This is a genomic window from Methanobrevibacter sp. UBA417, from assembly GCF_002508845.1.
GTDB lineage: Archaea > Methanobacteriota > Methanobacteria > Methanobacteriales > Methanobacteriaceae > Methanobrevibacter_A > Methanobrevibacter_A acididurans.
Genome location: NZ_DAZC01000027.1, coordinates 221487 through 237054, shown reverse-complemented (window position 1 = coordinate 237054; position 15568 = coordinate 221487). Strand labels below are relative to the sequence as shown.

The window sequence follows — 15568 nt, the reverse complement described above, 5'->3', positions numbered from 1 at the left end:
AAATAATATTCATATTATAAAATATTGTATGTTTACAATTTTTTTAAAATATTAAAAAAACCCAGTATTTATTTTCTTAACAACTAAAATCATTATTAAGACACTTATAAATCATTTAAGGTTCATAAACAGGAGGAAAATTTTTGACTAATAAAAAACATAATAACAACAATGCCCCACAAGAGTATCACAGAGTAAGAACACCCCGAAGAGGAGAAATGCCAGGAGTAGTAGAACAAATCATGGGACATGGAAAAATCCGAGTAAGATGCTCAGATGGATACATAAGAATGACCCGTATACCTGGAAAAATGAAAAAACGTATTTGGATTCGTGAAGGAGATGTTGTACTCGTTAAACCATGGGATTTCCAAACCAATGAAAAAGCGGATGTAATTTGGAGATACACTAGAACAGAATCTAACTGGCTCGAAAGAAAAGGCTACTTAAAAATGTAAAACCATCTATTTTTAAGTAAATTTTAATTCCCATATCAAAAATAAAAAATATTTCAAAAAAAATAATTTCAGAAGGTTAATAAAAATGGATTCTAAAATAAATAAAGCTGATGCAGAATTACAAAAATTAATCTCTGAAAAAAGAATAAAAGATGATGATGATAAAAAAGTAGCTAGTGAAGTATTCGATGATAAAACATTAAAAACCTTATACAAACTAGCTAACCAAAACTATTTAGACATCTTAAACGGGGCAATTAGCACAGGTAAAGAAGCAAACGTCCTTAAAGGCATAAAAGATGATGGATCCATAATAGCTGTAAAAATTTATCGAATCACCACATCTGATTTTAAAAAAATGCATTATTACATTGATGGTGATCCACGTTTCAATGTCAAATCAACAAATAAAAGACAACTAATAAAAGCTTGGGTTAATAAAGAATACCGAAACCTAAACAGATTATATGAAAATGGTGTAAATGTACCTAAACCTATTGTTGCCTTAGATAATGTATTATTATTAGAATTTATTGGAAATGATCAAGGGGAACCTGCAAAAACAGCAAGATACGATCCTCCAGAAGATCCTACAGATTTTTATGAAAGATTACTTTTAGAAATGGATAGATTCATAAATAAATCTAACTTAATCCATGGTGACCTATCAACTTTCAATATCATGAATTTTAATCAAAATCCTGTAATAATTGATGTTTCACAATCTGTAGTTCGAGATCATCCAATAGCTAAAGAATTATTGTTGAGAGATATAAAAAATATCTCTACAGAATTCAGTAAATTAGGAGTTCAAACTTCTGAAAGTAAAATTAAAGATTATTTAAATCTTAAAATTTAATAAAACTACTTTCTACTATTTTTTTATAAAAGAAGTTTACTTTTCAAATGCTTGGAAAATATTCTTTTAATAATTAATTTCAATATTAATAATAACGCTTGTTTATATCCAAAAAAAATAATAGGAAGTTAGTTTCTAATTTTTTAAAATATAAAAATTCATTTTTTTTCAAAATGAATAAATAAGATTAAAATAATATAAGAATAATGTATTTAATAATATTTGGAAAAAATGTTTAAATAAAACTTTTTTCTACTATTATAATAAAATTTGAGGTGAATAAATTGCCAGAAACTGACTATCTTAAAATTCCTAACAATCGAGTAGGAGTTTTAATTGGAAAAAACGGTGAAACTAAAGAACAAATTGAGAAAGTAACTCAAACCCAATTAGATATTGATGGAGAAGAAGGTTTAGTAACAATAAATCCAACTCCTGATATGGAAGATCAATTAGGTGTTTGGAAAACTAATCATATCGTCAAAGCTATAGGTAGAGGTTTTAATCCTGAAACTGCATTAAAATTATTAGATGATGATATGTACTTAGAAATAATTAAGTTACCTCTTTTTGTTGGAAAATCTAAAAAAGCTTTAGCTAGATATAAAGGAAGAATCATTGGAAAAGATGGTAAAACTAGAGAAATCATTGTTGGAATGGCAGAAGTGGATATGGCAATTTATGGAAAAACAGTTTCCATTATTGGTCTTTTAGATAATGTGGAGATTGCAAAAGAAGCTGTTGAAATGATTCTTAATGGATCAAGACATAAATCTGTATATGGATTTTTAGAAAATAAAAAGCAAGACTTAAAAATGAAAGAATTTAAGGCTATTGTTGGAATTGATGATGATGAAATTCAACTTCGTGATGATTTAGATGATAAAGATGATGAATCTGAATCAGATGAAGATTTAGAAGAATAATTATTTTTTTAATTCCCATTCTTTTTTTTTATTTTATTTTAAAGATTAATTTGAATTTATTATTTAATTAATTTTTAAGATTTTTTCCATTTTTTTTATCCTATTTCTTAAAAACTCCCTACATTACTAAATTTATTATCAAAAATTAGGCATACTCTGTTGATTAAACTTATTAGTTACACTAGTTCCATAATAATAATTAATCTTAAAAATATTAATTTTAGTTTTTTATAATAAAACTTATATATAATATTAACTATAGGTATATCTATTGATAAATTTAGTAGAGTTTATTCAATTTTATACAAAATAATATTTTTTTCTACCAAAAAATAAAATATAAATTTTCAAATTTATAAAAAAAGGTTTTTTCTTTTTATAAAAAAATTTTATTTAAAAATTTTTTTTAGCTAATGCTATGAAAAAAATATTAAAATCATCATAATTACAAAATATATAAAAAATTTTTTTAATGGAGGTAAATTAATTTGTCCCAACAAGCATCAGAACTCTTTGACAACTTCCAAGAATTGACACCGTCAGAGTTCTTCAGAAAAAATAAACAAATGTTAGGATTCAGTGGAAAAATAAGATCATTAACCGTAGTATTCCACGAACTTATAACTAACAGTTTTGATGCAGCAGAAGAAGCTGGAATTCTTCCAGAAATTAAAATAGACTTAAAAAGACTTGATAAAGAACATTATGTTCTAAGACATTCAGATAACGGTCCAGGAATCCCAGAAAAATTCATAATGAAAGTATACTGTACAATGTTTGCAGGATCCAAGTTTAGAAACATCCAATCCCGAGGACAACAAGGATTAGGATGTAGTGGATGTGTACTTTTATCCCAAATGACTACAGGTGAACCAGCACATGTAATCTCAGGATACCAAGAAAACGGGGAACTAAAAGGAATTAAAATGGACTTTAAAATGGATGTTAAAAAGAACAAAGGTATGTTACTACACAAAGAAAAATATCCTGTAGACCATACTGGAGTATGCATAGAACTCCAATTTAAAGATGTTTCATATTCCCTAGCAGAACAAGGAGCATTTGAATATATACGTAGAACCATGATAGGAAACCCTCATGCAAAAATAATATTCAGAGACCCATCAGGACACAAATATATATTTAATAGAGCATCAGACATTGTACCTCCATTACCAAAAGAAGTATTACCTCATCCAAAAGGTGTTACCGCAGATGATTTAATCTTCATGGCTAAACACACAGATAAAAGACGATTTAAAAGTTTACTAACAAGTTCACTTTCCAGAATGTCTGCTAAAAGAATTAAAGAAGTTGAAGAACTAACTGGAATCGACTTAAACAAAAGACCAAAAGATATGAAATGGGCTGAAGCAGAAGCAATAGTACATGCTTTCTCTAAAATGAAATTCATGGCCCCACCAACAAACGGTTTAATACCAATTGGTTCAGATCAAATCGAAAAAGGTATGAAACAAATACTTAAACCAGAATTCATAACTTCCATTACAAGAAAACCAGTAACCTACAAAGGAGGAGTAGCTTTCATTGTAGAAGCAGGAATAGCATATGGAGGAGACTGTGGAAGACTCATCAGTGATCAAAGAAAAGCAGAAATAATGAGATTCGCAAATCGGGTACCATTATCATTCGATCAAGGATCATGTGCAATAACAGAAGCATTAAAAAGTATAGACTGGAAACGATACGGAATCAGAGACCTTGACAATGCTCCAATAACATTATTCATTAACATAATCTCAACCCAAGTACCATACTTATCCACAGGAAAACAAAGTATTGCTCCAGAACCTGAAATAGTTCATGAAGTAAGACAAGCATCAATGAAACTAGCACGAAGACTTCAAAAACATTTAAGAAAGAAACGAGCAGCTAAAGAAAAGAAAATGAGATCTAAAATATTCGAAGATTACGTACCTGTAATCTTAGAAGAAGCTGCAAAACTTGGAGAAGTTGAAGTACCAGACTATGAAGAAGTACTATCCAAAGTAACTAAAAGATCCATTGCAGATTTATTAGGTGAAACTGTAGAAGAAGTTGAAGAAGAGGAAGAAGATGCTTTAATGGAAGAACTAGATGAATTCGGATACAAAGTAGATGAAGAACATTCTAATATGACAAATATTGAAAATAAATCAGTTGTAGAAGAATTAGAAGATGAACTAATCATTGAAGAAGAAGATGCAAAAAAAACACAATCAGAAAGTAAACAATCTACTTTAACAAAAAATGAAGGTGACTAAATATGGCTGAAGAAGAAAGACCTGAAGATATGAAAAAAGGATTATCCCATAAAGAAAAAAGAAAAGAATACACATTCAATAAACTCAAAGAATTAGGTCAAGGTATTGTTGCTGATGTAGAACAAAAAAAAGTACCTTCATTAAAAATCCCTTCTAGAGGAACAGGAAACATAGTATATGATGATGCTAAAAAATATTATGTTCTCGGAGACCGATACGGTCGAAGATCATTAGGAAATGTTAAACAAATCCGTAAAATGGGACAAATGGTATTCACTGCAAATTTCTGTAAAGATTTAGTTCAAAGAGAAAAAACTGCAACAATACGGGAAATGTATTATGTATCTGAAGGTTGGGGTGTAGAATTTAACACACAACAGGAATCAAATACTGTAGGTGAAGATTTAGAAGTAGCACTTGGAACAACTCGTGAAGACCTTGGATTAATGCCCGAAGAAGATGGAGCATCCGTATACGGTGATTTAACCCTATTAGATGATGATGTTGAATTAAATGCTAAAAAATCTGGAAAATCAGGTTACACTATAAGTCCAACAATTGACCAAGTAGAATTTCTTGACTGTGGAGTAGAAAGAGTACTCGCAGTGGAAACAATGGGAATGTTTCACAGATTAGTTCAAGAAAACGCTTATGACAGATTCAACACATTAGTTGTTGGATTAAAAGGACAAGCAGCACGTGCAACAAGAAGATTCATAAAAAGATTAAACACAGAATTAAATTTACCAGTATACATTTGTAACGATGGAGATCCATGGGGATTCCATATTGCACAAGTTATCATATCTGGAAGTGCTAAATTAGCACATGTAAACTATGACCTTGCAACTCCAAATGCACAATTTATTGGTGTAACAGCAAGTGATATTATAAATTATGATCTTCCAACTGATCCATTAAAAGATATAGATGTTTTAAGATTAAAAGAACTATCTAAAGATCCAAGATATCAAACAGATTTCTGGCAGACTGAAATAAAAAAGATGCTTAAAATAGGTAAAAAAGCAGAACAGCAATCTTTCAGTAAATATGGATTAGAATATATTGTAGATACATACTTCCCACATAAATTAGGAATAGAAGAATAAACAATTTATAATTATAAATTAAATATTATTTTTCTTATTTTCTAAAATTTTCTTCTTTTTTTTAACTTTTTTTTATAATACAATTAATAATACGTGTTGGATTTATTTATGAGAGATTTAAAACAATTAAAAATAAAATTATCTAATATAATTAATGAGTATAATGGAATAAATATTGATTATATTCCTACAGATTCTATAGTTATTGAACCTTGGACTAGGTTAAAATGTCAATATGGATGCCCCCATTATAAAAAGTCCTTAACATGCTCACCCTACCCACCAAAACCTAGTGAAATGCGAGAAATAATCAAATCTTACTCTCAAGCTATCCTATTAGAATTTCATGAAAATTTTGAAATAATTAATAATCTTGTTGTAGAAGTAGAAAATGAATGTGCAAGAGAAGGTTTTTATAAAGCATTTGGTTTAGGTGCGGGATTTTGTAAATTTTGTAAAGAATGTAATCTTGAGGAATGTTTAAAACCTGAACTAGCTAGACCTTCACTTTCTGCAGTAGGAGTAGATATTCATAAAACAATAGCAAATAATGGATATGATATTTTAGCTTATGATGAGATTGAAAAAACATATTTATGTTATGGTTTAGTTTTACTTGATTAATTAAAATCTTAGTATTATAAGATTTGTATGGAATTATTTTAAAAGATTATATCAAATTACTTATATTACTAAAAGAAAAATAGTATTATAATTAATAAAATATGTTTTTATTAAATTTTAAAAAATTTTTTTTAGGTGTTAAAAAATTATGAAATCTGTCGCTATTAATGGATATGGAACTATTGGTAAAAGAGTAGCTGATGCAGTTGCAGCTCAAAAAGATATGAAAATTGTGGGTGTAAGTAAAACACGACCAACATTTGAAGCAAGAGCAGCAGTAAATAAAGATTATCCTTTATATATTGGTATTCCTGAACGTGAACACTTATTTAAGGAATCAGGAATTGAAATAGCAGGTACTGTTGATGATATGATTGAAGAAGCTGATGTTGTCGTTGACTGTACCCCTGGAAATCTTGGAAAAGCAAATCTAGAGAAATATAAAAAAGCTGGAGTTAAAGCTATTTACCAAGGTGGAGAAGATCATGAACTAACTGGATTATCATTCAATTCCTTTGCAAATTATGATGATTCATTTGGAGCAAATTATACACGTGTAGTTTCATGTAATACAACAGGATTAACAAGAACTTTATCAACTATAGATCCAATATGTGACATTAAAAAAGTAAGAGCAGTTATGGTTCGTCGAGGAGCAGATCCTAACGAAGTGAAAAAAGGACCAATAAATTCAATTGTACCTAACCCTCCTAAAGTACCTTCTCATCATGGACCTGATGTGAAAACTGTTATGGGAGATATTGATGTTACAACTATGGCATTATTAGTTCCAACAACTTTAATGCATCAACATAATTTAATGGTTGAAATTAATAATGATGTGGGTATTGATGAAATTATTGATGCTTTTGAAAAACGTTCCCGTGTAATGCTTGTAGATGCAAGTGAAGGATTAGGATCTACTGCAGAATTAATGGAATTTGCTAAAGAATTAGGTAGAAATAGAAATGATTTCTATGAAATCCCAGTATGGAGAGAATCAATAAATATTGTAGATAATGAATTATTTTATATGCAAGCTGTTCATCAAGAATCTGATGTTGTTCCTGAAAATGTTGATGCAATACGTGCATTACTTGAAATGGAATCAGATAATGAAAAATCCATAGCAAAAACTAATAAAGCAATGGGAATATTATAAAATAAAAAAAATACATATTTCATTAAAATTTCTAAACCTTTTTTTTAAATTTTTTTTATAAATTAAATAATTCATAACCTTTTTTTTTTAGAAGTGATTAATCATGAAAGATAAAATAATTTTTGGACCAGCAGGAAAACCATTAGATTATAATGGAAGTGCTTATACTTCATCAAAATATCTCTCAAAACAGGGTTTACATGCATTTGAATATCAATCTTCTCATGGAATTAGAATTGGTGAGAAAAGTGCTAAAATATTGAAAAAACAATCAGAAAAAGAAGATGTTTTAATATCAATGCATGGACCTTACTATATTAATATGTGTTCTAAGGAACCTGAAAAAATAGATGCTTCCATAGAAAGATTAGTTGACTCTGCAAGAGTAGGTGAATGGATGGGTGCATATCGTTTAGTGTTCCATCCAGGTTTTTATTCTAATCAAAAACCAGAAAAAGCTTTAAAAATATGTGAACAATCTTATAAAAGATTACTTGAAAGATGTGAAGAAGAGGGGTTTGAAAATTATACTTTTGCCCCTGAAACTACAGGTAAAAAATCTCAATTAGGTAATCTAGATGAAATTATTAATATGTGTCAAGGTTTTCAACATTTTGAACCAACTATAGATTTTGCTCATGTTCATGCTCGTGGACGGGGAATTTTGAATAAAAAAGAGGATTATAATTGTATTTTCTCTAAATTAGAAAATGGTTTAGATATAAAAAGATTGCATTGTCATTTCACAACTATAGAGTATACTCATAATGGTGAGAGAAGACATCATAATTTAAATGAATATCCTGAGTATGGGCCTTATATTAAGGATTTATTGTTAAATCTTATTGAAAATGATTGGAAAGCTACAATAATTTGTGAAACACCTCTTAGGGATAAAGATTCTATGAAGATGAAACAAATTTATGAATCTTTAATTTAAAATAAAATTTTTTTGATTTCACTTTTTTTTTAGATATAAAATTTTTAATTTATAAATAGTTCAATTTTACTTTTTGGATAGATAAATTTTTAATATGCCTAAATTTAATTGTAATTTAAAATTATTATGATTAGATGGAATGTTTTTACATAATAGTAATATAATGCTTATTTTTTGCTTAATATGACAATATATTTATATAGGATGTTGATTACAATACTATAATATATAATAAATATATGTAAGAAAATATTTATTATAAAAAAAAATTATTGTGGAGATGTTTAATAATGAAGAACAATGAATTACCTCTTGCACCTATTGCAAGAATCGTTAAAAATGCAGGTGCAGAAAGAGTAAGTGAAGATGCTAAAGAAGCATTAGCAGAAAAATTAGAAGAATGTGCAACTGAAGTAGCTAAAGAAGCTGTAGCTTTAGCAAGACATGCTGGTCGTAAAACCATCAAAGCTGAAGATATTAAATTAGCTAAAAGTGCAATTTGCTGCAAAGATTAAATTTATTAAATTTAATTTTTTTTATTTTAACTTTTTTTCAAAAATTAATAATACTACTTTTTTTTACATAATTTTAATAAATACCAAATAATTTAAAATTAAACTATAAAACTTTTTTGTAAATTATATTTTTTTAAATTACATAAAACAATTATACTTTTATAAAAAAATATACATATTATTTTATAATAAAAAATTATAATAATTTTTTTTATCATATAATCTAATTATATTCCATTTTCAGGTGATTAAAAAATGTTTTATAAAACAATTATGCGTATAGACGATGTACACAGACTAAGAGATATAAGAGATCAATTATTAGTATTACAAGGACGAAATCCTACAAGAGAAGGAGATAGAGCTCTTAAAGTTGTAGTTCAAAGAATAGATAATATTCAAGAAAAATTAGATAAACGTTAATATTAATTAATTTCAAACAATCTACCATTATTTTAAGAAGGTTTAAATATTATGGAAATTAAAGAATATGCAAGTCTTAAAAAGATTCAAGATCAATTATTAATTGACCAAGGAAGAAAACCTACACGAAAAGGGAATAAATCCTTAAAACAAATTAATAAATCTATTCAAAAATTTAATAATATTAAATAAAAGTGAATCTTTTTTTATAGAATTTTTTTTTAATAAACTTTTTTTTGGATAAAAAGTTTAAATAACCATTTTTTTCAGTTGGTGTGAAATTTTGCAAACGAATAATCAAAACAATGACGTTAATAAATCTACGAATACAATAACCACTTCTAAAGTAAATAATAATAAAGAAGCTAAAGCAGTTGTTTTAAAAGGTGTTGGATATCCATTTAATTTTGCTTTAATGGATGGTTCAAATATAGAAATATCAGATAAGGTGCTATTTGAACAATATGCACGAGATCAATGGATAGGTATGGATGTAAGTGAAGGCACTTATCTTTTTGACCAAAAAATAATCCCAGATTTTGCATTTAAAGTTATCACTGTATTTCCAAACAATTCTGTAATTGGGGAAAATACTTCCATAGTTATTGTGGAAGAAGAAAAAGTTAAACCTACTTTGAAATCTATAAAAACTAATTTCAGTATTAGTGATGTGGTAGGTCAAGAAAGTGCTAAGAAAAAAGCTAAAGTTATAATGAAATATTTACATGAACCTGAAAAATTTGGAGAATGGGCACCACGAAACATACTATTTTATGGACTTCCAGGTACTGGTAAAACAATGTTAGCCAAAGCATTATCTAATGAAATCAAAGTTCCATTATATTTAATCAAAGCAACATCATTAATTGGTGATCATGTTGGAGATGGTGCATATAAGATCCATGAACTATTTACACTTGCACAAAAAACATCACCATCCATAATATTCATAGATGAAATAGACGCAGTAGCATTACACAGATCATACCAATCACTAAGAGGAGATGTATCTGAAATAGTAAACGCACTACTAACAGAAATGGATGGAATAAACCCAAATAAGGGAGTAATAACCATAGGTGCAACTAACAACATAGAAACATTAGATTACGCAATCAGATCAAGATTCGAACAAGAAATCGAATTTGCAATGCCTACAGAACAAGAAAGAAAACAAATCATAGAAAACAACCTGAAAACATTCCCACTAAAAATGGAAGTACCAACCGAAAAATTAGTACAAATATCAAAAGGCATGAGTGGAAGAGACATTAAAGAAAAACTACTCAAAACAGGATTACATAATGCAATATCTAATGATAAAAAAACAGTAACAAAACAAGACATTAAATATGCAATAGATATGAAAAAACAAAAACAAAACGAAGTAAAAAACATGTTTGTATAAAAAAAAGAATTTTCTTTAATAAATACAAACCCTACTATTTTTTTTATTCAAATTAATAAAAATAATTCATTCATTAATGAAAAATTTCTCAGCTGCATTAATCAAATACTCATCCTCATCTTCAGCAGCATTCTTAATATTAACAGAAATATCATAAAAAATTTTATTAACAATAGATTTAGTAAGATTATCAATAATCTTAACACTACCTTCACTATCAGCTAACTTCACAATAGCTTTTTCACTTTCCCTTTGACGAATATCTTCCATATTAGATCTAATCTTACGTAAAATATCTTCAACTTTCATTAATTTAAAAGAATTTTCCAATAAATCAAATTCTTCTGAAATAATCTTCTCAGCAGCTTCAGATTCATTTTTACGCAAAGCCTTATTTTTTTCAGCAACCCCTCTTAAATCATCAATATTTAAAAGATTAACATTTAAATCTTTAACATCCTCATCAATATCTCGAGGATTAGCAATATCAATCATTAAAATATTTTCAGCATTTTTATCCTCAATAATAGGAGCAACACGTTCTTTAGTTAAAATATAATGAGGAGCACCAGTAGCACTAATAACAACATCAGCATGAGCTAAATAATGACCAATATCATCAATTAAAATAGATTCTCCACCTAATTCTTTAGCTAATCTATTTGCACGGAAATAAGTTCTATTAGCAACAAAAATCGCTTTCAAATCTTTCTCAGCAATAGCTTTAGCAACTAAAGTACCCATTTCACCAGCACCAATAACAAGAACACACTTACCTCTTAAATCACCAATAATTTCCTCAGCTAAATCAACAGCAGCAGAACCAATAGAAACACTACCCTGATTAATCATAGTCTTCTGTCTAACTTCCTGACCTACATGAATTGCCTTTAAAAAAATAGTATCTAAAATTTTACCACAATGATTTTCCTTATCTGCAACTTTTTTAGAATCCTTAATCTGACCTAAAATTTGATCTTCACCAACAATCATAGACTCTAAACCAGAAGTCATTCTAAAAAGATGAATAATACTATCATCACCATATTGAATAATAATATTCTTATTATCATGATCTAATAATGGTTCATCATAAGAAATAAAATCATCATGAATATAATATTCATATCTGTTACAAGTAGATATTTCAACATATTCATTAATATCATACTTTTCTTTTAATTGATTAAATAAATTTTTTAAATCATTAGAAACTATTTCCATAGTCTCAATATCTGCAATTTTATGATCTACACCTATATTGATTATCAATTAATTCTCTCCCTAAAAAAAAATAAACATAAAAGAAATTCTATTAATATTATATTACTATTAATTATTAAATATTTTCAATTAAACCCTCAACATAAACTTTAGCTTCATCTAATCTAGATTCCTCTAAAAGCATATTAACTTTATCATCCTTTAAAATATCATACAATTTATTCTTCCTATCTTTCTGATTAGGAATCTTATTTTTTAAAAGATTACGACAATAATCTTGAAGTTGAATCTCAAGAATATCTTTAGAACTAATTGTAGATTGAATCTTTTTTCGAAGCTCCTTAGCCATCAAAGGACTTTTACCACCAGTAAATAAGGAAATTTCAACATCACCAATAAAAAAACTTGAAGGAATAACAAGATTACCATCATCTGGACAATCAGCACGATTAACTAATTTACCCTCACTAATTTTTGAAACATAATCAGATAAATCCTTATCTCCACTAGCTAAAATAACAATATCGCACCATTTAACTAACTTGTCAACATGACTCAAATCTTCTAATATGGCTCCTTTATCTAATAATTCTTCAGAAATAAAATCTCCAGCTAAAATAACATTAGAACCTTTATCCAAAAAACGATTAGCTCTACGTGTAGCTACCTCTCCAGTTCCTAAAATAAAAACATTTTTATCTTTCACTTCTAAAAAAACTGATGTTAAACCCATATAATTACCTTTCTTTATTAATTAAAAACTAGTTTAATAAAAAATATTTCATAAAAAAAATAAAAAATTAGTAGAATTTTTTTAATAAAAAAAAATTCATAAAAAATAAATAAAACATATAAATTTTATTTTCCATTTTCTAAAGCTTTAACTCTAAGTAACTTAATAGCCATACGCAAATCATTATTACAATCAGTTAAAACTTTATTAGCTTCAGTTTCAGATATTTCGAATGCATCAACAAGAGCATTAATATTTTCTTCACAATCATCTTCTGTATTGCCAACTAATGCTTCGGATAATTCTTTTTTCAAAGTTAAATATTCATCTGGACTCATGTTAATATTTCGCAATACCATATCTCTTAAAGGACAAGGTTTAGATGTTTTACAACACCAAACTAATGAACCAAAACAAGTTCCAGCACCTTCGCCCAATCTAGTGTTTTTAGCGAAATCTTCTTTAATTTTTATATATTCTTGTGGTGTTATTCCTACTTCTCTTAAAGCATTCATCACAGGACATGGTTTAACTGGAGGACAACAAAATGCTAATCCTCTAACATCTCCCCCTCGACATATATGTGATGGTGCGTCATCCCAACCCATATTATTACTCCTTAAATTTATTTTATTAAAATTTTATATTTAATTAGTTTTTCACTATTAAAAGAATGCCTAAAATTAAGACATAATTACATTTTAATTAGTATATCTATATAAAATTTAATTCTATATAAAACTAATATTTTTATTCTAATAATATGATTTTTAAAGTATATAATGTAAACGGTTTTATTTAAAAAAAATGTAAAAAAAGAATTAAAAGTATGATAAATTATTATTCGTCTTTTAACATGTCTTCTTTCTCTTTAACTGTTAATGATGAAACGATTTCTTCAGGTTTTCCAGTTTCTAAAACTTTTCCGCCTCTCATAAGAGTAGCACGATCACAAACATCTAATACGAAATCCATATCGTGGGATACTATTAAGAATGTTTGATCAAATTCATCTCTTGCTCGAAGAATAGAGTCAGTTACAATAACTCTAGTAATTGGATCCATAGTACCAGTTGGTTCATCTAAAATAATAATATTTGGCTCTTTAATAAGAACTTGTGCAAGTGCTACACGATGTTTTTCCCCTACACTTAATTCATCAGGATATTTTTCTAAAATATTTCCTGCAGTACTTTCATCAAATCCAACAGCAACAAGAACATGACTAGCTTTTATTTTTGCAAATTCTCCAGGTAAATCTAAACTTATAGCATCAGTTAAATTTCCAAGAATTGTTCTACTTGGATATAAAGAATATTCTTGGTGAAGTAATCCAATATAAGGAGTCACTCTTCCCCGATTAAATTGACCAGCCTTAGTCATATCAATCCAATCATCTCCAAGTTTAATGTTAATTTCACCACTACTTGGATCAGTTAAACCTAATATCATACGAGTAAGTGTTGTTTTTCCAGAACCACTTAATCCAACAATTCCAAATATTTCCCCATGGTTAACACTTAAATTAATGTTATCATCAGCTTTAACTACTCCTCTTTCAATAGAATAATAATATTTCTTAATATTTTTAATTTCTATTTCAGGACCACCATGTGCATGTTTTTCAACTTTTTTAGGTAAAGGAACAGTAGCTAAAAATTTATCAACAACTTCTTCAGGTTTTCCACATTCTTTAATTTCACCTTTTTCTAACCAAATAACTTTATCTGCTAAAGTATTAATTACTTCTGGCCAATGACTAGTAATAACCATAGTAATATTCTTATTTTTAATTTCTTTTTCAAGAGTATCATGTAAACGGTCAGCAGTTTGAGGATCTAATGTACCTGTAGGTTCATCAGCTAAAAATAAAGTTGGATTTTTCGCTAATTGTCTAGCTAAAACTACTCTTTGCTTTTCTCCTCCACTTAAATCACGAGCTACATGAGTTACACGATGGCTCATTTGAACCATATCTAAGAGTTCTAAAGCCCTATAAATATTTTCTTCTAAATATTTACCTTCATCACCCATAGCTTTAAGAACATTATCGATAACAGTTTCTTCATCGTATAATGCGAAATTTCTTTGAAGCATTATAGCTATTCTTCTTTTAATAGCAGCAAATTCTAATCTTTCAGCATGCCAAAAGTCAATGGTTTTTTCTTCATATTCTCCACCACATGAACATTTTTTACCAATTTTAGAGGGTGCTTCAACATGCATACATTCTTTACACATTGCAACATGGAATATTATTTGACCTTCATCTGGTTCATATTCTTTTGTACCTCTTAACATACTGATTAAAACAGATTTTCCACTACCACTTCTACCTAATATTCCTAAAGTTTCTCCTTCATCAATTTCTAAGTTTATGTTTTTAAGAACGGGGACATCATTAAATGTTTTTCCTATGTTTTTAAATGTAATAAAAGACATTCGTTCACCTTTAATTTTTTTGTTCCTTTTTTTAATTTATTTTATAATGAATATTATTCCTTTTTTGATTAATAATCGTAAATTTATAAAATTCTTATATATTAGATTTTATATTTCTTATTTATAATATTTATTATCTTATTTTATAACAGATTTAATATTTTTAATTTAATTAATACATCTTCCACTACCATGCATAGGAGTTCCACATTTAGGGCATTTAGTATTTTTACAAGGTTCACCCTTAATTTTAGGGATTTCATATCCACATTTAGGACATTTACAGGAAGAAGGAGGAATTCCAATACCTCTACCTTCTCCTCCAAAAGATCTTCTTTTATTCAATGTATCATTTTTTAAGAGTATGATTTTATCAGATTTACATTCTGGACATTCAGTGTACTTTTTATTATTATTTTTCCATTCTAATCCACAATTTTGGCAATGGTAAACTTCATGTTCATCCATTTTTTTACACGTC

General features: G+C 27.7%; 17 protein-coding genes. 12 read left to right on the top strand and 5 right to left on the bottom strand.

Annotated elements, in window-relative coordinates:
* Nucleotides 1-143 precede the first annotated feature (143 nt).
* The 12 genes from eif1A to BP769_RS05730 all read left to right on the top strand — a co-directional run bounded on the left by eif1A (nt 144) and on the right by BP769_RS05730 (nt 10688).
* Nucleotides 144-458: a translation initiation factor eIF-1A gene (gene eif1A, locus BP769_RS05785; protein WP_409198532.1), complete on the top strand. Its 315-nt coding sequence runs from the start codon at nt 144-146 to the stop codon at nt 456-458.
* Nucleotides 459-543: 85 nt separating this feature from the next.
* Nucleotides 544-1317 (top strand): serine protein kinase RIO, encoded by a 774-nt coding sequence (locus tag BP769_RS05780; RefSeq protein WP_413828404.1) that lies wholly within the window; start codon nt 544-546, stop codon nt 1315-1317.
* A gap of 284 nt (nt 1318-1601) precedes the next feature.
* A complete protein-coding gene (locus BP769_RS05775) occupies nt 1602-2243 on the top strand; it encodes a KH domain-containing protein (protein ID WP_413823796.1) in 642 nt (213 codons plus the stop codon).
* Nucleotides 2244-2731: 488 nt separating this feature from the next.
* On the top strand, nt 2732-4507 hold the full coding sequence (gene top6B / locus BP769_RS05770; RefSeq protein WP_409198535.1) for a DNA topoisomerase VI subunit B: 1776 nt from the start codon (nt 2732-2734) through the stop codon (nt 4505-4507).
* Between the two features lie 29 nt (nt 4508-4536).
* Nucleotides 4537-5616, top strand: a complete 1080-nt coding sequence (locus BP769_RS05765) for a DNA topoisomerase IV subunit A (protein ID WP_409199061.1) — start codon at nt 4537-4539, stop codon at nt 5614-5616.
* Between the two features lie 108 nt (nt 5617-5724).
* Nucleotides 5725-6240: a DUF2284 domain-containing protein gene (locus BP769_RS05760; protein WP_413828405.1), complete on the top strand. Its 516-nt coding sequence runs from the start codon at nt 5725-5727 to the stop codon at nt 6238-6240.
* Between the two features lie 148 nt (nt 6241-6388).
* On the top strand, nt 6389-7402 hold the full coding sequence (locus BP769_RS05755) for a phosphorylating glyceraldehyde-3-phosphate dehydrogenase (RefSeq protein ID WP_413826987.1): 1014 nt from the start codon (nt 6389-6391) through the stop codon (nt 7400-7402).
* Between the two features lie 103 nt (nt 7403-7505).
* Nucleotides 7506-8342 (top strand): TIM barrel protein, encoded by an 837-nt coding sequence (locus BP769_RS05750; RefSeq protein WP_413826989.1) that lies wholly within the window; start codon nt 7506-7508, stop codon nt 8340-8342.
* A 290-nt stretch (nt 8343-8632) separates the two neighbouring features.
* Entirely contained in the window at nt 8633-8857 is a 225-nt protein-coding gene (locus tag BP769_RS05745; RefSeq protein WP_409198539.1) for a histone family protein, read from the top strand.
* Nucleotides 8858-9112: 255 nt separating this feature from the next.
* A complete protein-coding gene (locus BP769_RS05740; RefSeq protein ID WP_409198540.1) occupies nt 9113-9280 on the top strand; it encodes a hypothetical protein in 168 nt (55 codons plus the stop codon).
* 51 nt (nt 9281-9331) lie between these two features.
* On the top strand, nt 9332-9472 hold the full coding sequence (locus BP769_RS05735; RefSeq protein WP_413826991.1) for a hypothetical protein: 141 nt from the start codon (nt 9332-9334) through the stop codon (nt 9470-9472).
* Nucleotides 9473-9563: 91 nt separating this feature from the next.
* Entirely contained in the window at nt 9564-10688 is a 1125-nt protein-coding gene (locus tag BP769_RS05730) for an AAA family ATPase (protein WP_409198542.1), read from the top strand.
* A gap of 66 nt (nt 10689-10754) precedes the next feature.
* On the opposite strand, the gene hemA is transcribed toward BP769_RS05730, so the two are convergent.
* The 5 genes from hemA to BP769_RS05705 form a co-directional block, all read right to left on the bottom strand.
* Nucleotides 10755-11960 (bottom strand): glutamyl-tRNA reductase, encoded by a 1206-nt coding sequence (gene hemA / locus BP769_RS05725; protein WP_413826993.1) that lies wholly within the window; start codon nt 11958-11960, stop codon nt 10755-10757.
* Between the two features lie 67 nt (nt 11961-12027).
* Nucleotides 12028-12645, bottom strand: a complete 618-nt coding sequence (locus BP769_RS05720) for a precorrin-2 dehydrogenase/sirohydrochlorin ferrochelatase family protein (RefSeq protein ID WP_413826996.1) — start codon at nt 12643-12645, stop codon at nt 12028-12030.
* Between the two features lie 125 nt (nt 12646-12770).
* On the bottom strand, nt 12771-13253 hold the full coding sequence (locus tag BP769_RS05715) for a methanogenesis marker 9 domain-containing protein (RefSeq protein WP_413826998.1): 483 nt from the start codon (nt 13251-13253) through the stop codon (nt 12771-12773).
* A 232-nt stretch (nt 13254-13485) separates the two neighbouring features.
* Nucleotides 13486-15087 (bottom strand): methyl coenzyme M reductase system, component A2, encoded by a 1602-nt coding sequence (gene atwA, locus BP769_RS05710; RefSeq protein ID WP_409198546.1) that lies wholly within the window; start codon nt 15085-15087, stop codon nt 13486-13488.
* Between the two features lie 168 nt (nt 15088-15255).
* On the bottom strand, nt 15256-15555 hold the full coding sequence (locus tag BP769_RS05705) for a hypothetical protein (protein WP_409198547.1): 300 nt from the start codon (nt 15553-15555) through the stop codon (nt 15256-15258).
* Nucleotides 15556-15568: the final 13 nt, after the last annotated feature.